The following is an 18,872-nucleotide window of genomic DNA, read 5'->3' on the forward strand; positions in this document are numbered from 1 at the left end:
CAGTCTCTACAGCGCGCAGGTGCGAAAGCCGACGAAGCCGTCGTCGCGATGAGGCAGCGCAAAGCCGCGGCGGCGCGGCGAACGCAGGCGCGCACGCGTCGCGAACGAAGCCCCGCGCAGCACGCGCGCGCGGCCGAAGGCTGCCGCAGGATCGAATTCGCCTCCCGCGCTCCACGGGTCGGGCCGGTAGCCCGGCCACGGCTGCAGGGTGCCCGCCGTCCATTCATGCACGTCGGCCCAACGGAAGCCGCGCCGCGCGGCCGTGTGCGCCGCGATCTCCCATTCGACCTCGGTCGCGATGCGACGTCCGGCCCAGCGTGCCCAGGCATCGGCCTCCCACCAGCTCAGGTGCACCGCACTGTGGTGGCCGGCCGCGCGCACCGTCGCGCCGAAGCGCTGCTGCAGCACCGAACCGCCGGTGCCGCTGCGTGCTCCGCCGATCTGTTCGACGTGGCGAGGCCCGCGTCGGCCCTCGGCCTGCGCAGCCAGCCAGCGCCAGCCTTCGCCGTGCCACAGCTCCTCGCGGTCGTAGCCGCCGTCATCGACGAATTCGATGTACTGGTTCCAGGTGACGGGCTGTGCGTCGATCTCGAACTCGGGCACGTCGACGCGATGCGCTCCTCGCTCCTGCGCGAAGGCGAAGCCGCTCTCGGGCATGCCCAGCTCCCAGCGCGTGGCCGGCAGCAGCAGCGGCTCGCGCGTGACGGCGATGGGCGCCTGCTCGAAGCCCAGCGGCAGCCCCAGCGTCTGCGCCATCACCACGAACTGCTCGCCGCGCAGGTCTTCGTGGAACAGCGCGAGGCGATAGAAATACAGGCCGGCATCGGTCTCGGCCGCGTTGTCGAGCAGCTCGAGAGTGCTCTCCAGCGTTTCGAGCAGGTAGGCCTTGGTCTGCGCGAGGTCCGGCAGGTCGGGTGTCCAGCGCCGCTGCGGCGCACTCTGCGCGGGATTCCACCAGCCGTCGGCATCAGGGTCGATGGCCGCAAGGCGCGTGGGCCGCACCGGACAGTCGGCTCCGAAAGCGCGCTGGGTGTTGCGCCCGATCCACCATTCGGCGAACCAGCCGATGTGGCCGGCCAGCCAGACCGGCGGCAGCACGCCCTCTTCCTCGAGCATCGGCGGCGCGGCAAGCGCCTCGGCGCCCAGCACCTGCTCGTACAGCGACAGCAGGTGCAGCGTGTGGTTGCGCGCATCGATCAGCGCCAGGGACAACAGCTCCCGGCCGGCGCGGCACATGTCAGGAGAATCGATCGAATGGGGCAGGCCCATGGCGCCCGAAGGCGTCGAAGGCGGAAGGCGCGAAGACATGGGCGATTATGGCGACCGGGGCGTCCCCCCACGTCCCGGACGAGACCCGTATTCCGGGTAAACCCCGCCCCCCGCGTCAAGGCAATACAAAGGTTCACCGAGGTAACATCTCGGGCTTTGCGCGGCCCCCACCAGGGGCAGGCGTTTCACCTTTGGGCTTCGCGGGAGACACCCCCTTGTCTGCATTCCTCAAATTCGCGACCGGCATGGACTGGGTCAGCGAAAAGCTCGGCAAGATCGCCGGCTACGCCGTTCTGGCGGCCTCGCTGATTTCAGCCGGCAATGCGCTCATCCGCTACGGCCTGGACTTCAGCAAGAACTCCTGGCTCGAAATCCAGTGGTACCTTTTCGCAGCCACCGTGATGCTCGGGGCACCTGTCGTGCTGCGCTTCAACGAGCATGTGCGCGTGGACATCATCTACGGCAAGCTCAAGGGCCACGGCCCGGTGTATGTCGACCTGTTCGGCCTCATATTCTTCCTGCTGCCGGTGATGGGCCTGTTCACCTACCTCACCTGGCCCTTCTTCTGGAACATGTGGGTCACGGGCGAGATGTCGGGCAACATCGGCGGCCTGGTCCGCTGGCCCGCCGCGCTGCTGATGCCCGTGGGCTTCGCCGCGATGTTCCTGCAGGGCGTTGCGGAAATCATCAAGCGCATTGCCTACCTGCGCGGCCTGATCACGATGGACACGCACTACGAGAAGCCGGTGCAGTGACGAGCGCCCTGCGCCCCCTTCCGGCCTCGCCCTCTCCCGCACCGCAGGACAAGTAGAAATGCACATGGAAAATTTCGCCCCGATCATGTTCGCGGGGCTCGTGGTGATCATGCTGATCGGCTTCCCGGTCGCGTTCTCGCTCTCGGCCCTCGGCCTGATCTGCGGCTTCTTCGCCATCGAGATGGGCTGGTTTCCGGCCGGCTTCATGGCCAACCTGCCGCTGAACGTCTTCGGCATCCTGGCGAACGAAACGCTGCTCGCGATTCCGTTCTTCACCCTGATGGGAGCGGTACTGGAGAAATGCGGATTGGCCGAGGACATGCTCGACTCGATGGGCCAGCTCTTCGGCCCCGTGCGCGGCGGCCTCGGCTACTCGGTGATCATCGTGGGCTTCATCCTCGGCGCCATCACCGGCACGGTGGCCGGCCAGGTGATCGCCATGGCGATGATCTCGCTGCCGATCATGATGCGCTACGGCTACGACATGCGCTACTCGACCGGCGTGCTCGCCGCCTCGGGCACCATCACGCAGCTGGTGCCGCCCTCGCTGGTGCTGATCGTCATGGCCGACCAACTCGGCACCGACGTGGGCCAGATGTACAAGGGCGCCTGGGGTCCGTCGATCCTGCAGGTTCTGATCTTCGCGATCTACACCTTCATGGTCGGCCGCATCCGCCCGCACTTCGTGCCGGGCCTGCCAACCAGCGCGCGCACGCTGAACGGCTGGGCGCTGTGGGGCAAGTGCCTGCGCGGCATCATTCCCTCGGCCATCCTGATCTTCGCGGTGCTCGGTTCGATGGGCGGCCTGCCGTTCATGGACAAGGCCATCGCCACGCCGACCGAGGCCGGTGCGATGGGCGCGGTGGGCTCGCTCATCCTCGCGCTGATCCATCGTCGCCTGAACTGGGAGCTGCTGAAGGGCGCGATGGAAGGCACCATGCGCCTCACGGCGATGGTGGTGTTCATCCTGATCGGCTCGCGCGTGTTCTCGCTGGTGTTCCAGGGCGTCGACGGCGCCAAGTGGATCGAGCACATGCTGTCAGGCCTGCCGGGTGGTCAGGTGGGCTTCCTGATCGCGGTGAACTTCTTCGTCTTCTTCCTCGCGTTCTTCCTCGACTTCTTCGAGATCGCGTTCATCATCCTGCCGCTGCTGGGCCCCGTGGCCCACAAGCTGGGCATCGACATGGTGTGGTTCGGCGTGCTGCTGTGCGTGAACATGCAGACCTCGTTCATGCACCCGCCGTTCGGCTTCGCGCTCTTCTACTTGCGGGGCATCGCGGACACGCTGTTCAAGAACGGGGCGCTGCCCAGGAAGGTGGACTCGCGCGACATCTATCTCGGCGCCGTGCCGTGGGTGCTGATGCAGCTGCTGCTGGTGGCCATCGTGATCTTCTTCCCGCAGACGGTCACCGTGTTCCTCGAGAAGGAAAAGGTCGTCGACATCGACAAGGTCAACCTCGACATGCCGGCGGACGAGCAGGCCAATTCGCCCGACAACAACAACGGCGTGAACATGGAAGACCCGTTCGGCAACGAGAAGAAGACGCCGGAAGAAACGCCGGCACCGCCGCCGGCTTCCGGCGAAGCCACCAAGCCGTGAGCATCGGCGACGGCAGCAGCAGCGCCCCGCTGGAGAGCGCCGCCTTCCCGCCGCTGCTGCGCACATTGGCAGTGGTGCTCGTGGTGGACATCTTCGCCTTCGCGCTGTGGAGCCTGCCTTCGCTGCGCACCACCACCTGGTCCACCAGCGCCCTGGTGGTGTTCGGCATCGCGGTGCTGTGCGTGGTGTGGGTCGGCTACTGGATCGTCTACAGCCGCACCCGCCTCGAAGACGACGTGCTCATCCAGACCTGGCTCTGGGACAAGCGCGTGAGCGCGCAAGACGTGGCGCAGCTCAAGCTGGTGCACATCCGCATGCTCGAACGGGTGATCGCGCCGCGCCTGCTGGTGCGCCGGCGCTACGGCGGCATCACGTGGTTCCATGCCTGCGATCCGCAGGTGCTGATCGCATTCGGCGAACGCGTGGCGAAGCGGGCCGTGCCGGCTGCTCCATCCACGCCGCCTCCGGCGGAAGCCGGCGCGCCCTGAGCCCGGCCCCCTAACCCCCTGAAACGAGCCGCCATGGCTGGAGCAGTTGCCCGGCCATGGCGGCTCGTTTGCATCTGTCTGCACCGTCGGCCCGACGCGCCGACCCGCTCCCTTCAACACCGCCGCACGCATTCCCGACGGCGTGTGCGGGCGAACCCGGTTGACAGTATTTGATGGATTTGTGATATTTATGATCATAAATCTCCACACGCCATGCCACCCAAGCTCAACCCCCCTCTGACACGCGACAAGCGCGTGAAACGCTCCGACCAGGTCGTCAACGGCATCAAGCGCTGGATCGTCCAGACCCAGCAGCAGGTCGGCGGCAAGCTGCCGCAAGAAAAAGAACTGATCGAGCAGATGGGCGTCTCGCGCGGCACGGTGCGCGAGGCGCTGGCCGCGCTGCAGGTGCAGGGGCTGGTGGCCATCAGCACTGGGCCCAACGGCGGCGCCACGCTCACGCAGACCTCGTACGACCAGTGTCTGGAAGCGGTGTCCAACTTCCTGTACTTCCAGCCCGTCGACATCACCACGCTGTATGCGCTGCGCCGCGTGGTCGAGCCCGAACTGGCCGCCAACGTGGCCACTCGCCTGGACGAAGCAGACCTGGCCGAGCTCGAGGCGCTGATCGGCCACAGCCATCCGGCGCACGGAGGCAGCGAAGACTGGAACGAGCGCCGCGAGGCCGACCTGCTGTTCCATGACCGGTTGATCGACGCCTGCAGCAGCCCCTTCCTGGGGCTGGTCTGCCGCCTGCTCAACGACGTCATCCGGCGGGTGATCATCGTGCGCCACGCGCTGCCGGAGTTCGATCGTTTCGACGAAGAAATCATGCACAGCCACACCGATCTGCTGGACGCGCTGCGCGCCCGCGATCCCGAGCGCGCGCGCGAAATCATGCGGGTACACATGGAGCACGCCGAAGCACTGGCCCTTGAAGCCGAGTCCCGCGTCGACCGGGGCAGCCTGCTGATGAGCAACAGCACGAGCGGCTGACCTCGACGGCGGCGCGGACCACCGCGACCGCAGCCACATCACTCCCCTTCTTTTTTCATCCCGGTCGCGCCGGGGTGCGGGGTTTCCTTTGCCTGAATTTTCTGGAGCCTGAACACACATGATGAATCCGCAACAAGCGCTCTGGCAGCTGGGCGCCGTCGACATTGCCGCCGCCGTGCGCCGGCGCGATGTGTCCTGTCGCGAGGTCACGGCCAGCGTGCTGGCACGCATCGCGCAACTCAACCCGCAGACCAATGCCCTGGCGGAAGTGCTGGCCGAGGAAGCATTGACCGCCGCCAATGCCGCCGACCAGCGCACGCACCGCGGCGATGAGCTGGGCCCGCTGCACGGCGTGCCGGTCAGCATCAAGATCAATGCAGACCAGGCCGGCCACGCGACGACCAACGGCGTGGTGCCGCTGCGCGACCACATCGCCCACGAAGACTCGCCGGTGGTGGCGCATTGGCGCAAGGCCGGCGCCATCATCGTCGGGCGCAGCAACACGGCCACCTACTCGTCGCGCTGGTTCACCGACAACGGCTTGCACGGGCGCACGCTGAACCCGTGGGATGCAGCCATCACTCCGGGAGGCTCCAGCGGCGGCGCGGCGTCCGCGGTGGCCAGCGGCATGGGCGCACTGGCGCACGGCAACGACATCGGCGGCTCCATTCGCTACCCGGCCTATGCCTGCGGCGTGCTCGGGCTGCGTCCCACGGTCGGCCGTGTGCCCGCCTACAACCCGAGTGCGACGGCCGAGCGGGGCATCACGCCGCAACTCATGTCGGTGCAAGGACCGCTGGCGCGCAACCTGGCCGACCTGCGCCTGGGCTACGAGGCAATGGCACGAGGCGATGCGCGCGACCCCAACTGGGTGCCGGTGCCGCACGAGCTGCCCCGGCCCGCGGGCCCGATCCGGGTGGCGCTGTTCAGGCGTTCGCCCGGCATTCCCGTCGACCCGGCCGTCACCGCGGCATTGAACGATGCCGCGCGCTGGCTGCAGCAAGCCGGCTACGAGGTGGTCGAGGCCGAACTGCCTTTCTTCAACGAGGCGGCCGCCCTGTGGCGCACGCTGACGGTCGATGACAGCCGCCGCAACATCATCGCGGGCGTCGAGCAGCACGGCGACGAAACCATGCAGCGAAGCCAGCGGCATCTGTTGGCCGGCATGCCCGAGACCGATCGCGACGGCTTTCTCGATGCGCTGGCGCGGCGCCAGACCTTGGTTCGCAGCTGGTCGGTCTTTCTGCAATCGCATCCGCTGGTGCTGATGCCGGTGTCATGGCAGCGCCCCTGCCCGCAAGACGAAGACGCCGGCACGCTGGAACAGGCGCGTGCGCTGATCGATGCCCAGAGCCCGCTGCTGGCGACCGCCGCGCTGGGCATGCCCGGCCTCTCGGTGCCCACCGGCATGGCGGGTGGCGTGCCCATCGGCGTGCAACTGCTGGCCTGGCGCTTTCGCGAGGACCTGCTGCTCGAAGCAGGCCAGGTGCTTGAAAGCGCCGCGCAGTTTTTGCCCTTCACCACTCGCTGATTCCTTTCCATCCTCGTCCCTCGTCCCCGCTCTCCCTCACTTCCATCAGGAGCTTTCCCATGAGTCAACACAACCCCGCTTCCGCGGCCCCGCTTTCGCGTCGCACCCTGCTGGCAGGTGCCGCCATGGGCATGGGCCTGGGCTGCATGCTGCCGGCGGCGGCGCAGGCGCAAACCGTCAATCGCATCATCGTGCCGTTCCCGGCCGGCGGCCCGGCCGACTTCATGGGCCGCCTGCTGGCGGAAAAACTGAAGGACGAACTCGGCCGCACCGTCATGATCGACAACCGCCCCGGGGCCGGCACCCGCCTGGCGGCCGAGGTGTTGAAGAACGCGCCGGCCGACGGGGCCACCGTGCTGCTCGCGCCAGTGGACCCGATGTTCATCGGCCCGGCGATCTACGCCAACATGCGCTTCAATCCGGCCACCGATTTCAAACCGATCACCGACGTGACCGGCGTTCAGTTCGGCATTGCTGTCAGCGCAGCGTCGCCGATCAAGACACTGGCCCAGTTCGTCCAGACCGCCAAGGCAAACCCGGACCACGGCTCGATCGGCATCACCACGGTGGGTTCGCTGCTGCACTTCCTGGCCATGGACTTCGTGGCCGTGTCGCGCTCGGGCTCCACGCTGGTGCCTTACCGCGGCGGTGCACCGATGGTCACTGAGCTTCTCGGCGGCCAGGTGAGCTCGGGCATGGACGCCACGACCACGCTCACCGAATACCACCGCGCCGGAAAGCTTCGCGTGCTGGCCGTTGCCGGCGACAAGCGCGCCGACAGCCTGCCCGATGTGCCCACCTTCGCCGAAGCTGGGTACCCGACGTTGGTGGCCTCGTCGCGCTACGTGCTCTACGCCCACGCCAACATGGCGCCCGCCACCATCGCCCAATGGAACCAGGCCGTGCGCAAGGTACTGGCCATGCCCGACGTGCGCGACAAGCTGGGCCGCGTGGGCTACGACCTGCTGCCCGGTGGCTCCACCGAAGAGGTCGTCCGCTACACCGACGCATTGGCCGCGCGCTGGCTGCCGATCATCAAGGCTTCGGGCTACAAGGGCGACTGAACAAGGCCACGCGCTTCGAGAAGCGCAGACGAAAAAAAACCCCGCCGAACCCGGCGGGGCTTTTTTGCATGCGAATGCGAAGGCGCGCTTACAGCTTCTGCTGCTGCATGAAGCGGTCGAACGTGCCTTCCGTGTAGCGGAACCAGGCGTTCTGGTCAGCCAGGAATTTCGACCAGTCGCTGTAGATCTTCTTCCACTCGGGGTTGCTGTTGTTCAGGTCCGAGTAGATCTGCTGGGCCGACTTGAAGGCGGCGTTCATCACGTCCTGCGAGAACGGGCGCAGCTTGGTGCCCGAGCCTACGAGCTGCTTCAGCGCGATAGGGTTCTTGGCGTCGTACTTGGCCGTCATCGTGATGTTGGCGTGCGCGGCAGCAGCCTCGACGACCGCCTTGTAGTCGGCCGACAGGCCTTCCCATGCCTTGGTGTTGATGTAGAAGTCGAGCTCGGGGCCGCCTTCCCACCAGCCGGGGTAGTAGTAGAACGGGGCGATCTTGTTGAAGCCCAGCTTCTGGTCGTCGTACGGGCCGACCCATTCGAGGCCGTCCAGCGTGCCCTTTTCGAGCGCCGGGTACAGGTCGGCGCCGGGGATCGATTGCGGGATCACGCCGAAGGGCTCGAGCACCTTGCCTGCGAACGGGTTGGTGCGGAACTTCAGGCCCTTCAGGTCGGCAACCGACTTGATTTCCTTGCGGAACCAGCCGCCCATCTGCGCGCCCGTGTTGCCGCCCGGCAGGTTGATGATGTTGTACTTGGCGTAGAACGCACGCATCAGCTTCAGGCCGTTGCCTTCGTACATCCATGCGTTCTGCTGGCGGGTATTCATGCCGAAAGGCACGGCGCAGCCGAGGCAGAAGGTCGGGTCCTTGCCGTAGAAGTAGTACGGGGCCGTGTGGGCCATTTCGACCGAGGCGTTCTGCACGCCGTCGACCACGCCGAACGCGGGCATCAGCTCGCCACCCGCGTGCACGGAAATCTGGAACTTGCCGCCCGTCATGTCGCTGACGCTCTTCGCGAACACTTCGGCGGTGCCGAAGATGGTGTCCAGCGACTTGGGAAAACTCGACGCCAGGCGCCAGCGAACGGTGGCCTGCGCGTGAACCGCGGGTGCGATGCCGGCGGCCAGAACGCCCGCGATGCCGGCGTTTTTGATGAGGGAACGACGATCCATTGATAGCTCTCCGAGTTCTTGGAATAAAACAAAACGCGGCTTGTGGCCGCGTCGGGGACTGTGTAAGTCTTCTTGATTGTAAAAACGCGCTTACAGGGCTCGGCGGGGGTTTACCCTGCGCCCGAAATGAAGCGCTCGCGGATCGAGGCTTCGATGCCGGGCGCGTCGAGCCCGATGCTCGCCAGCAGCTTCGCCGGATCGCCGTGTTCGATGAAGCGGTCGGGCAAGCCGAGCTGCAGCACCGGTTTCTGGATGTTGGCAGCCTGCAGCGCCTCGAGCACCGCACTGCCCGCGCCGCCCATGGTGGCGCCCTCTTCCAGCGTGACGATGGCGTCGTGCGTGCCCGCGACCTTCAGCAGCAGTTCGACATCGAGCGGCTTGGCCCAGCGCATGTTGACCACCGTGGCGTCGAGCGGCTCGGCCGCAGCAAGCGCGGGATACAGCAGCGTGCCGAACGCGAGGATGGCGATGCGCCTACCTTCGCGGCGGATCTCGCCCTTGCCGAAGGGCAAGGCCTCGAGCGTGAGATGCGGCGCAGCGCCGGCGCCCGCTCCGCGCGGATAGCGCACGGCCACCGGATGGTTCTGCTCGTAGGCGCTGGTCAGCAGCTGGCGGCATTCGCGCTCGTCGGCCGGGCAGGCAATGCTCATGTTCGGAATGCAGCGCAGGAACGGAATGTCGTACGCGCCCGCGTGCGTGGCGCCGTCCGCGCCCACGAGGCCCGCGCGGTCGAGCGCGAACACCACCGGCAGGTTCTGGATCGCCACGTCGTGGATCAGTTGGTCGTACGCGCGCTGCAGGAAGGTCGAGTAGATCGCGACCACAGGCTTGAGCCCCTCGCAGGCCAGGCCGGCCGCGAAAGTCACGGCGTGCTGTTCGGCGATGCCGACGTCGTAGTAGCGGTCGGGAAAGCGCTTCTCGAACTCCACGAGTCCCGAGCCTTCGCGCATCGCGGGCGTTATGCCCACCAGCCGGCCATCGGCGGCGGCGGTGTCGCACAGCCACTGGCCGAACACCTGGGTGAATGTCTGCTTCACCACCGCAGCGGACTTGACCAGCCCCACCTGCGGATCGAACTTGCCGGGGCCGTGGTAGGCGACAGGATCGGCCTCCGCGAGCTTGTAGCCCTGCCCCTTCTTCGTGACCACGTGCAGGAACTGCGGGCCCTCGAGGTGCTTGAGGTTCTCGAGCGTGGGCACCAGCGAGTCGAGGTCGTGGCCGTCGATCGGGCCCACGTAGTTGAAGCCGAACTGCTCGAACAGCGTGGCCGGCACGACCATGCCCTTGGCATGCTGCTCCAGCCGCTTGGCCAGCTCGAACAGCGGCGGCGCGTTGCGCAGCACGCTCTTGCCGACGCTCTTGGCCGCGGCGTAGAAGTTGCCGCTCATCAGCTGCGCGAGGTAGCGGTTGAGCGCGCCCACGGGCGGGCTGATCGACATGTCGTTGTCGTTCAGGATGACGAGCAGCTTGCAGTCGCACACGCCCGCGTTGTTCAGCGCCTCGAAGGCCATGCCGGCCGTGAGCGCGCCGTCGCCGATGATGGCCACGGCATGGCGGTCTTCGCCCTTCTGCTTGGCGGCCATGGCCATGCCGAGCGCGGCGGAGATGCTGGTCGACGAATGAGCGGTGCCGAAGGTGTCGTACTCGCTCTCGGTGCGCTGAGGAAAGCCCGAGATGCCGCCGATCTGCCTGAGCGTGGGCATGCGCTCACGCCGGCCCGTGAGGATCTTGTGCGGGTAGGTCTGGTGGCCCACGTCCCACACCAGCCGGTCGTGCGGCGTGTTGAACACGTGGTGCAGCGCGACGGTGAGTTCGACCGTGCCGAGGTTGGAGCTCAGGTGGCCGCCGGTGCGCGAGACGTTGTCGAGCACGCAGGCGCGCACCTCGTCGGACAGTTGGCGCAGCTGGGCCCGGTCGTATTTGCGGATCGGCGAGGGGTCGTGGAGTGTGGGAAGCAGCGGAGCCATGGGAAGGTTTGTACTTTTCTCTCAGCGATCACGATCGACCACCATGTGGGCCAAAGCGCGCAGCGCTGCGGTGTCGGGCAGGCCGCTGCGGGCCAGCGCGGCCAGCGCGTCGGCCAACAGCTGGCGGGCCTGGGCGCGCGCGCCGTCGAGGCCCAGAAGGGACACGTAGGTGGGCTTGTCGGCAGCGGCATCCTTGCCGGCGGTCTTGCCCAGGGTGTGCGAGTCGGCCGTGACGTCGAGGATGTCGTCGACCACCTGGAACGCCAGGCCGATGGCCGCGCCATAGTCGCGCAGCGCGGCCAGTGCCGAGCCGGCGAGGGAGCCGCAGGCAGCGCCCATCTCGACGCTGCCCTGCAGCAGCGCGCCGGTCTTCAGGCGGTGCATTTCGCGCAGCTGTGCTTCATTCAACGCAATGCCGACGCTGGCCAGGTCGATGGCCTGGCCGCCGGCCATGCCCTGGCTGCCCGCGGCCCGGGCAAGCAGTCGGCACAGCTGGGCCTGGGTGGCAGCGGGAATCTCGTCGCCGTCGGGCGTGAGCAGTTCGAAGGCCAGGGCCTGCAGCGCATCGCCGGCCAGCAGGGCATCGGCCTCGCCGAATTTCACGTGCACGGTGGGCTTGCCGCGGCGCAGCACGTCGTTGTCCATGCACGGCAAGTCGTCGTGCACCAGCGAATAGGCGTGGATCAGCTCGGTGGCGCAGGCCGCGCGCAGGGCGGCGGCCCGGTTGCCGCCGACGGCCTCGCTGGCCGCGAGCACCAGCAAGGGCCGCAGGCGCTTGCCGCCATCGAGCACGGCATAGCGCATGGCATCGCCGAGCAGTACGGGCGCATCGACGCCGACCCAGCGCGACAAGGCCGCTTCGACGTTCGCCAGATGGGGGTCGCTCCAGCCGGCGAGCGTGCGGGCGTCCCAATGGCTGGAATTCAGCGCGGCGGCGCTCATTCAGGCGTCCAGACCTTGAGGCTGCCCGAATCGAGCACCTTGATCTGGTCTTCGACCGCCTGCAGCTTGTCGCGGCAGAAGGCGAGCAGCACCGCTCCGCGCTGGTAGCTCACGAGCAGCTGGTCGAGGGGCAGCTGGCCCGATTCGAGTTCCGCCACCAGTTGCTCCAGTTCCTGGAGTCCGGCTTCGTAACTGGCAGGCAGCGGGCCGGTATCGGGCGTTGCCGCCGGGCTGGACGAGGAAGGGGGAGGCACCTTGGGCATGCAAGCGAAACGTGGGTGAAACCGGGCATTTTAGGACTGGGAGCAGAACAACCGTGCGGCCGTTCCTCCAGACGAGCCGCGCCCCCCCCTCGAGCGGTGCCCGATTGCATGCGGCCAAGCCGGGTGAAGAGCCGGGGGACAAAAAATGCCCCCGGGTACAATGCGAACTTCTCTCGTTGGCGACGTCAACACACTCTTCGGGCCGTCGAGCCTCCCGGACGGCGCCTTTCCGTTCTTTCCTTTTTTTCTCCCTGTGGGGAGCTTGGTCAGGTCCTCCATGTCTGATTTAAGTCTTCAACTGCAGCAGGCCGCGAGCCAACTTCCAGTTTCCGCGTATTTCGACGAGGCACTCTATGCCCGCGAAATGCAGAACCTTTTTTCGCGAGGGCCCCGCTATGTCGGCCATCGCCTGGCCGTGCCCGAAATGGGCGACTTCCACACCTTGCCGCAGGAGCACCAGGGCCGTGCGCTGGTTCACACACCCAAGGGCGTGGAGCTGATCTCCAACGTCTGCCGCCACCGCCAGGCCCTGATCCTCCAGGGCCGGGGCCGGCTCGACAACCAGGCCGGCGGCAACATCGTCTGCCCGCTGCACCGCTGGACCTACGCCGCAAGCGATTCGCGCACCACCGGCACGCTGATCGGCGCCCCGCATTTCGAGCAGGACCCCTGCCTGAACCTGCACAACTACCCGCTGACCGAATGGAACGGCCTTCTGTTCGAGAAGAACCCGGATGGCTCAGGCCCTGACGTGGCGGCTGACATGGCCGGCCTCGGGCCGCAGGCCGATCTCGATTTCAGCGGCTATGCGCTCGACCGCGTCGAACTGCACGAGTGCAACTACAACTGGAAGACCTTCATCGAGGTCTACCTCGAGGACTACCACGTTGGCCCGTTCCATCCGGGACTGGGCAGCTTCGTCACCTGCGACGACCTGCGCTGGGAGTTCAAGCCCCGCTATTCGGTGCAGACGGTGGGCGTGGCCAACCGCCTGGGCCGCGCGGGCAGCCCGATCTACCAGAAGTGGCAGGAGCAGCTGCTCAAGTACCGCGACGGCAAGCCGCCGAAGTACGGCGCCATCTGGCTCACCTACTACCCGCATGTGATGGTCGAGTGGTATCCGCACGTGCTCACGGTGTCTACCCTGCACCCCGTGAGCCCGACGAAGACGCTCAACATGGTCGAATTCTTCTACCCCGAGGAAATCGTCGCGTTCGAGCGCGAGTTCGTCGAAGCCCAGCAGGCCGCCTACATGGAAACCTGCGTGGAAGACGACGAGATCGCCGAGCGCATGGACGCCGGCCGCCGCGCGCTGATGCTGCGCGGCGACAACGAAACGGGCCCTTACCAGAGCCCGATGGAAGACGGCATGCAGCAGTTCCACGAGTGGTATCGCAGCGCGATGCAGAACGCCTGAGTCGATGACAGCCGCATCGACGGGTGTGATGGAAACACCGCGGAACCGGCTTTGCCGGGCCGCTGGTGTTGCCCCCGGCGAGGGGGCAGGAGAAGCGACACGAAGTGCGCGAAGCCTGGGGGAGAGTAGATAGTGCAAGCGCTCTGGATGGTGCTCGGCGCCTTTTTGTTCGCCACGATGAGCGTTGTCGTCAAGGTGGCCTCGGCGTGGTTCAACAGCGGCGAGATGGTGCTGGGCCGCGGCCTCATCGGCATCGTCTTCCTCTGGCTCCTGGCCCGCAACCGCAGCGTCTCCCTGGCCACCCGCTACCCCGGCATGCACGCCTGGCGCAGCACCATCGGCGTGGTCTCGCTGGGCGCGTGGTTCTATGCCATCGCCCACATGCCGCTGGCCACCGCCGTCACGCTCAACTACATGAGCAGCGTGTGGGTCGCGGCCTTCCTCGTCGGCGGTTCGTTGCTGGCGTGGGTGCCGGTGCCCGGGCGCGACGGGCGCGTGGAACGCCCGCCGCTGCAGGGCGCGCTGGTGCTGACCGTGCTGGCGGGTTTCGCGGGCGTGGTGCTGATGCTCAAGCCCAGCGTCAACGCCAACGAAGGCTTCGCGGGCATGCTGGGCCTGCTGTCGGGCCTCACGGCCGCCTTTGCCTACATGCAGGTGGTGGCGCTGTCGCGCATCGGCGAGCCCGAACTTCGCACGGTCTTCTACTTCGCGGTGGGCTCGGCCGTGGCCGGTGGCATTGCCACGGCGACCACCGGGTTTTCGGACGGCGGTGCATGGACGTGGCAGCATGCGCTGTGGCTGCTGCCCATTGGCTTGCTGGCCGCCCTCGGACAACTCTGCATGACCCGCGCCTACGCAACCGCCAAGACCGCAGCCGGTACGCTGGTGGTGGCCAACCTGCAGTATTCGGGCATCGTGTTTGCTGCGTTCTACAGCGTGGTGCTGTTCAACGACCGCATCGATGCCACCGGCTGGGCCGGGATGGCGCTCATCATCGCGAGCGGCATTGCCGCAACCGTGTTGCGACAGCGGGCGGTGCCCAAGGCGCCGGCCGAAGAGCACTGAACGACATAAATACATTCTCGATTTCGAAGGAGCACACGCCATGTACACCACCCTCATCTCCGTCGAACAACTCCAGCAATTGCAAGCGGGCGACACGCCCTTGATGGTGTTCGACTGCAGCTTCGACCTCATGAAGCCCGAAGCGGGCGCGCAGCAGTACGCCGCCGCCCACATTCCGGGCGCCCTGTACGCCAACCTCGACACCGACCTCAGCGCCAGGCACGGCGTCCCGGGTGCACACGGCGAGGTGGTGGTGGCGCAGGAAGACGGCGTGCCCGCATCGGGCGGGCGCCACCCGCTGCCCAGCCGCGAAAAGTTCGCGGCGTGGCTGTCGAGCATCGGCTTCGCCAACGGCATGCAGGCCGTGGTGTACGACCGCAACGGCGCCAACTACTGTGGCCGCCTGTGGTGGATGCTCAAGTGGATGGGCCACGAGGCTGTGGCCGTGCTCGACGGCGGCCTGCAGGCCTGGCAGGCCGCGGGCGGCGAAGTCACCGACCGCGAGGAGCCCGCGCGCTTCCAGTCGAACTTCGTCGCGGGCGAACCCATCGCGAAGCTCGTGACCACCGACACCGTGGTGCGCCGGCTCGGCCAGCCTGACCAGAACCTGATCGATGCACGCGCCGGCGCACGTTACCGCGGCGAGGTGGAACCTCTGGACCCGATTGCCGGTCACATCCCCGGGGCCCTCAACCGGCCCTTCGCCGACAACCTCGGCCCCGACGGCAAATTCAAGCCGGCATCGCAATTGCGTGCCGAGTTCGAAGCGCTGCTCGCGGGACGCGACGCGGCGACCGTCGTCCACCATTGCGGCAGCGGCGTGAGCGCCGTGCCGAATCTGCTCGCCATGCAGATCGCGGGGTTCGGGACGACCGCGCTCTATGCCGGCAGCTGGAGCGAGTGGAGCAACACGCCGGGGCTGCCGACCCGGCAAGGCGCTGAACCATGACATTGATGACGACGAGTCGACCATTCCGGAGCTTCCAACGCACCGCGGGACTCGCAATCGCCGCCGCGCTCTTCGCGGCGGCCCCGTTCCTCCCGGCACAGGCCCAGCAGCAGCACGCCCACGTACACGGCCAGCTCAAGCTCGACGTGGCCGTCGACGGCCCCACGGTGGTGATCGACATGGAGTCGCCCCTGGACAACATCATCGGCTTCGAACGCGCACCCAAGACCGATGCCGAGAAGAAGCTCGTCGAAGAGGCCGTCGCCCAGCTGCGTGCGGCCGACAAGCTCTTCATCGTCGACCCCGCCGCCAACTGCAAGCTCGGACCGGTCGACCTGCGCTCAGGCGCGCTGGGCCTGGGCAACCCCGACCCCGCCGAGCCCGTCGGCCACGCCGACCTCGACGCCACTTTCTCCTTCAACTGCACCAACGCGGCCGCCGCGAAGTTCATCGACCTCAACCTGTTCGGTGCATTCAAAGGCTTGCGCCAGATCGACTCGCAGATTGCCACGGCGCAGGGACAGTTCAAGCGCCAGCTGAAGCGCCCTGCCGGTGCGCAAGCCGCCCAGCCCGTCCGCCTGAGCTGGGGCAAGTAAGGCTGTGAGTACCTCCCTGCAGGCCGAGCCGTCGCCCTTGCGCGTCGTGCTCGCAGCCGAAGCATTGCGCTTCGCATGGCCCCGCGTGAAGAAACCGTGCATCGACATCGAGGCCTTTCGCATCACCGCGGGCGAATCGGTGTTCCTGCACGGCCCGAGCGGCTGCGGCAAGAGCACGCTGCTGTCGCTGCTGGCCGGCGTGCTGGTGGCCGACGAAGGCCGGGTCACGCTGCTCGGACACGACTGGTCGAAGCTCTCGGGCGCCGCACGCGACCGCAGCCGCGTGGCCCATGTGGGCTACATCTTCCAGCAGTTCAACCTGCTGCCGTACCTGAGCGTGATCGACAACGTGCTGCTGCCCTGCCGCTTCTCGCAGCGGCGCGAGGCGAACGCATCGCGCAACGGCAGCTCGCGCGACGAGGCCGAGCACCTGCTCGACCAGATGGGCCTCGACCGCAACCTGTGGAAGCGCCAGGCCGTTCAGCTGTCGGTCGGGCAGCAGCAGCGCGTGGCCGCCGCGCGCGCACTCATCGGCCAGCCCGAGGTGGTGATTGCCGACGAGCCCACCTCCGCGCTCGACGAAGACCGGCGCGAAGCCTTCCTCGACGTGCTGCTGACGGCCTGCGCCGAGCACCACAGCGCGCTGGTGTTCGTGAGCCACGACCAGCGCATCGCGCAGCGCTTCGCGCGGCATGTGCTGCTGCCCGAGATCAACCGTGCGGCCACCAGCGCGATGGCGGTGGACGCATGAAGGCACTCTTCTCCATTGCATGGCACAGCGCCTGGAACCGGCGCTTCACGCTCGCGCTCACCGTGTTCTCGATCGCACTGTCGACCTTTCTTCTTCTGGGTGTCGAACGCATCCGCACCGAGCTGCGCGAGAACTTCTCATCGTCCGTCTCGGGCACCGACCTGATCGTAGGCGCGCGCACCGGCTCGACGCAGTTGCTGCTGTACTCGGTGTTCCGCATCGGCGCGGCCACCAACAACATCTCGTGGAAGAGCGTGCAGGCCCTGTCCGCGCACCCGGGTGTCGACTGGGTGGTGCCGCTGTCGCTCGGCGATTCGCACCGCGGCTTCGCGGTGCTGGCCACGTCCACCGACTACTTCACGCACTTCCGCTACGGCGACAGGCAGACGCTGAAGCTGCGCGAAGGCAAGCCCTTCAGCGAGCTGTTCGATGCGGTGGTGGGCGCCGAAGTGGCCGACAAGCTCGGCTACCGCGTGGGCCAGAAGATCACCCTCGCCCACGGCAGCGGCGAACTCAACGTGGCCGAGCATGCGGACAAGCCCTTCACCGTGGTGGGCGTGCTCGCGCGCACCGGCACGCCGGTCGACCGCACGGTGCACATCGGCCTCGCCGCGATGGAGGCCATCCACCTCGAATGGGTGGGCGGCGCGCCGATGCCGGGCGTGCACATTCCGGCCGAGCAGGTACGCAAGTTCGACCTCACGCCCAAGAACGTGACGGCCGCGCTGGTGGGCCTGAAGAACCGCGCCGCGGTGTTCGGCGTGCAGCGATGGATCTCGACCTATACCGGCGAACCGCTGATGGCCATCCTGCCCGGCGTGGCGCTCGACGAGTTGTGGAGCGTGATCGGCATCGGCGAGAACGCGCTGCTGCTGATGTCCGCGCTGGTCGCTCTGGTCAGCCTCGCGGGGCTGGTCTCGGTGGTGATGGCCGGCCTCAACGAACGCCGCCGCGAACTCGCCGTGCTGCGCGCCGTGGGCGCTGGCCTGCGCCATGTGCTGGCGCTGCTCGCGCTCGAAGGCGCGATGGTCACCGTGCTCGGCGTGGCCTTCGGCGTGGTGATGGCTGTGCTGGGCATCACCCTGCTCTCGCCATGGCTGCAGTCGCAGTTCGGACTGACACTGAGCCTCTCGGAACCTACACTGAACGAATGGCTGCTGATGGCAAGCCTGCTGACGGCCGGATGGCTGGCAAGCCTCTTGCCCGGCATCCGCGCCTACCGCCTCTCCCTTGCCGACGGCCTCTCACCGAGAATTTGAATCATGCCCATCGCACACACGACGTCCAAAAGCAAAGCTTTCATCCGGCTTTCGATGCTGCTCGCAGGCACCGGCCTTGCCGCCGCCGCCTGGGCCGTGGAGCCTGCACCCAAGGACACCACCGCCACCAACCCGCTGGGTGGCAAGGCAACGCCAGCCGCGCCCAAGGCCGTGCCGGGCCAGCCGCGCCAGATCACCTGGGAAGAACTGGTGCCCAAGGACTGGGACCCGGCGAAGGAATTCAAGGGCATGGACCTGAGCGCGCTCGACGACGGCGACCCGCGCGCCAACGAGATGCTCATGAAGATGCAGGAGGTGTCGAACAACGCGCCGACCAATCCCGCGATGAACGGCACCGAAGTCAGGATCCCCGGCTTCATCGTGCCGCTCGAGGAAGCCAAGGGCGAAGTCACCGAGTTCCTGCTGGTGCCTTACTTCGGCGCCTGCATCCACACGCCGCCGCCGCCGGCCAACCAGATCCTGCACGTGGTGCCGCAGAAGGGCGCCAAGTTCCGCGCCATGGACACGGTATGGGTCACCGGCAAGCTGCAGACCCTGCGCAACGATTCGATGATGGGCGTGAGCGGCTATCACGTGAGTGCCACCAGCGTCACCAAGTACACGGGCGGCGCCAAGTAGCCGCAGCTAGGCAGCGGCCTCCTGGCCGTGTGGTTCTGCGCCGACAGGCTTGACCGCGCAGAACCGACACAGACCGTTGCATCCGGGGCGCAGGCTTTGTCATCGCCTGCCGCCGCGCACCGTTGAAAGAGTTCCGGGCCGACGCCGGCGCCC

The 18,872-nt window shown here is 67.2% G+C and carries 18 protein-coding genes; 13 read left to right on the forward strand and 5 right to left on the reverse strand.

Annotated elements, in window-relative coordinates; translation table 11 throughout:
- Window positions 1–6: 6 nt before the first annotated feature.
- Complete coding sequence (locus tag ACCD11_RS07845; protein WP_413313378.1) at window positions 7–1,308, reverse strand: SUMF1/EgtB/PvdO family nonheme iron enzyme; 1,302 nt, start codon at window positions 1,306–1,308, stop codon at window positions 7–9.
- Between the two features lie 176 nt (window positions 1,309–1,484).
- On the opposite strand from ACCD11_RS07845, the gene ACCD11_RS07850 reads away from it, so the two are divergent.
- From ACCD11_RS07850 to ACCD11_RS07875, 6 genes are all read left to right on the forward strand, one after another.
- Entirely contained in the window at window positions 1,485–2,024 is a 540-nt protein-coding gene (locus ACCD11_RS07850) for a TRAP transporter small permease subunit (protein WP_413313379.1), read from the forward strand.
- A gap of 58 nt (window positions 2,025–2,082) precedes the next feature.
- Window positions 2,083–3,624, forward strand: a complete 1,542-nt coding sequence (locus tag ACCD11_RS07855; protein ID WP_413313380.1) for a TRAP transporter large permease — start codon at window positions 2,083–2,085, stop codon at window positions 3,622–3,624.
- Window positions 3,621–4,112: a hypothetical protein gene (locus ACCD11_RS07860; protein WP_413313381.1), complete on the forward strand. Its 492-nt coding sequence runs from the start codon at window positions 3,621–3,623 to the stop codon at window positions 4,110–4,112. The genes ACCD11_RS07855 and ACCD11_RS07860 overlap by 4 nt, the downstream gene beginning before the upstream one ends.
- A 213-nt stretch (window positions 4,113–4,325) precedes the next feature.
- Window positions 4,326–5,108, forward strand: coding sequence for a FadR/GntR family transcriptional regulator (locus tag ACCD11_RS07865; protein ID WP_413313383.1), 783 nt, complete (start codon window positions 4,326–4,328; stop codon window positions 5,106–5,108).
- A 118-nt stretch (window positions 5,109–5,226) separates the two neighbouring features.
- Window positions 5,227–6,639, forward strand: a complete 1,413-nt coding sequence (locus ACCD11_RS07870) for an amidase family protein (RefSeq protein WP_413313385.1) — start codon at window positions 5,227–5,229, stop codon at window positions 6,637–6,639.
- A gap of 59 nt (window positions 6,640–6,698) precedes the next feature.
- Window positions 6,699–7,703, forward strand: a complete 1,005-nt coding sequence (locus ACCD11_RS07875) for a Bug family tripartite tricarboxylate transporter substrate binding protein (RefSeq protein WP_413313387.1) — start codon at window positions 6,699–6,701, stop codon at window positions 7,701–7,703.
- A gap of 88 nt (window positions 7,704–7,791) precedes the next feature.
- On the opposite strand, the gene ACCD11_RS07880 is transcribed toward ACCD11_RS07875, so the two are convergent.
- From ACCD11_RS07880 to xseB, 4 genes are all read right to left on the reverse strand, one after another.
- On the reverse strand, window positions 7,792–8,871 hold the full coding sequence (locus tag ACCD11_RS07880) for a TRAP transporter substrate-binding protein (RefSeq protein ID WP_413313388.1): 1,080 nt from the start codon (window positions 8,869–8,871) through the stop codon (window positions 7,792–7,794).
- Window positions 8,872–8,981: 110 nt separating this feature from the next.
- A complete protein-coding gene (gene dxs, locus ACCD11_RS07885) occupies window positions 8,982–10,838 on the reverse strand; it encodes a 1-deoxy-D-xylulose-5-phosphate synthase (protein WP_007829285.1) in 1,857 nt (618 codons plus the stop codon).
- Between the two features lie 21 nt (window positions 10,839–10,859).
- The gene (locus tag ACCD11_RS07890) at window positions 10,860–11,780 is read right to left on the reverse strand and encodes a polyprenyl synthetase family protein (RefSeq protein WP_413313390.1); all 921 of its coding nucleotides are present in this window, start codon (window positions 11,778–11,780) and stop codon (window positions 10,860–10,862) included.
- Window positions 11,777–12,043: an exodeoxyribonuclease VII small subunit gene (xseB, locus tag ACCD11_RS07895; protein ID WP_413313391.1), complete on the reverse strand. Its 267-nt coding sequence runs from the start codon at window positions 12,041–12,043 to the stop codon at window positions 11,777–11,779. The genes ACCD11_RS07890 and xseB overlap by 4 nt, the downstream gene beginning before the upstream one ends.
- Window positions 12,044–12,320: 277 nt before the next feature.
- Here xseB and ACCD11_RS07900 point away from each other — a divergent pair, with 277 nt between their 5' ends.
- From ACCD11_RS07900 to ACCD11_RS07930, 7 genes are all read left to right on the forward strand, one after another.
- On the forward strand, window positions 12,321–13,460 hold the full coding sequence (locus ACCD11_RS07900; protein WP_007829282.1) for an aromatic ring-hydroxylating oxygenase subunit alpha: 1,140 nt from the start codon (window positions 12,321–12,323) through the stop codon (window positions 13,458–13,460).
- Between the two features lie 147 nt (window positions 13,461–13,607).
- Entirely contained in the window at window positions 13,608–14,525 is a 918-nt protein-coding gene (locus ACCD11_RS07905) for a DMT family transporter (protein ID WP_413313528.1), read from the forward strand.
- 40 nt (window positions 14,526–14,565) lie between these two features.
- Window positions 14,566–15,474, forward strand: coding sequence for a sulfurtransferase (locus ACCD11_RS07910; RefSeq protein ID WP_413313392.1), 909 nt, complete (start codon window positions 14,566–14,568; stop codon window positions 15,472–15,474).
- On the forward strand, window positions 15,471–16,070 hold the full coding sequence (locus tag ACCD11_RS07915; RefSeq protein ID WP_007831140.1) for a DUF2796 domain-containing protein: 600 nt from the start codon (window positions 15,471–15,473) through the stop codon (window positions 16,068–16,070). Before ACCD11_RS07910 ends, ACCD11_RS07915 begins: the two co-directional genes overlap by 4 nt.
- Before the next feature lie 4 nt (window positions 16,071–16,074).
- Entirely contained in the window at window positions 16,075–16,821 is a 747-nt protein-coding gene (locus ACCD11_RS07920; protein ID WP_042673075.1) for an ABC transporter ATP-binding protein, read from the forward strand.
- The gene (locus ACCD11_RS07925) at window positions 16,818–18,080 is read left to right on the forward strand and encodes an ABC transporter permease (RefSeq protein ID WP_413313393.1); all 1,263 of its coding nucleotides are present in this window, start codon (window positions 16,818–16,820) and stop codon (window positions 18,078–18,080) included. The genes ACCD11_RS07920 and ACCD11_RS07925 overlap by 4 nt, the downstream gene beginning before the upstream one ends.
- Before the next feature lie 3 nt (window positions 18,081–18,083).
- Window positions 18,084–18,719 (forward strand): DUF3299 domain-containing protein, encoded by a 636-nt coding sequence (locus ACCD11_RS07930; protein ID WP_007831145.1) that lies wholly within the window; start codon window positions 18,084–18,086, stop codon window positions 18,717–18,719.
- Window positions 18,720–18,872: the final 153 nt, after the last annotated feature.

Source organism: Variovorax sp. Varisp36 (assembly GCF_047304235.1).
GTDB lineage: Bacteria > Pseudomonadota > Gammaproteobacteria > Burkholderiales > Burkholderiaceae_C > Variovorax.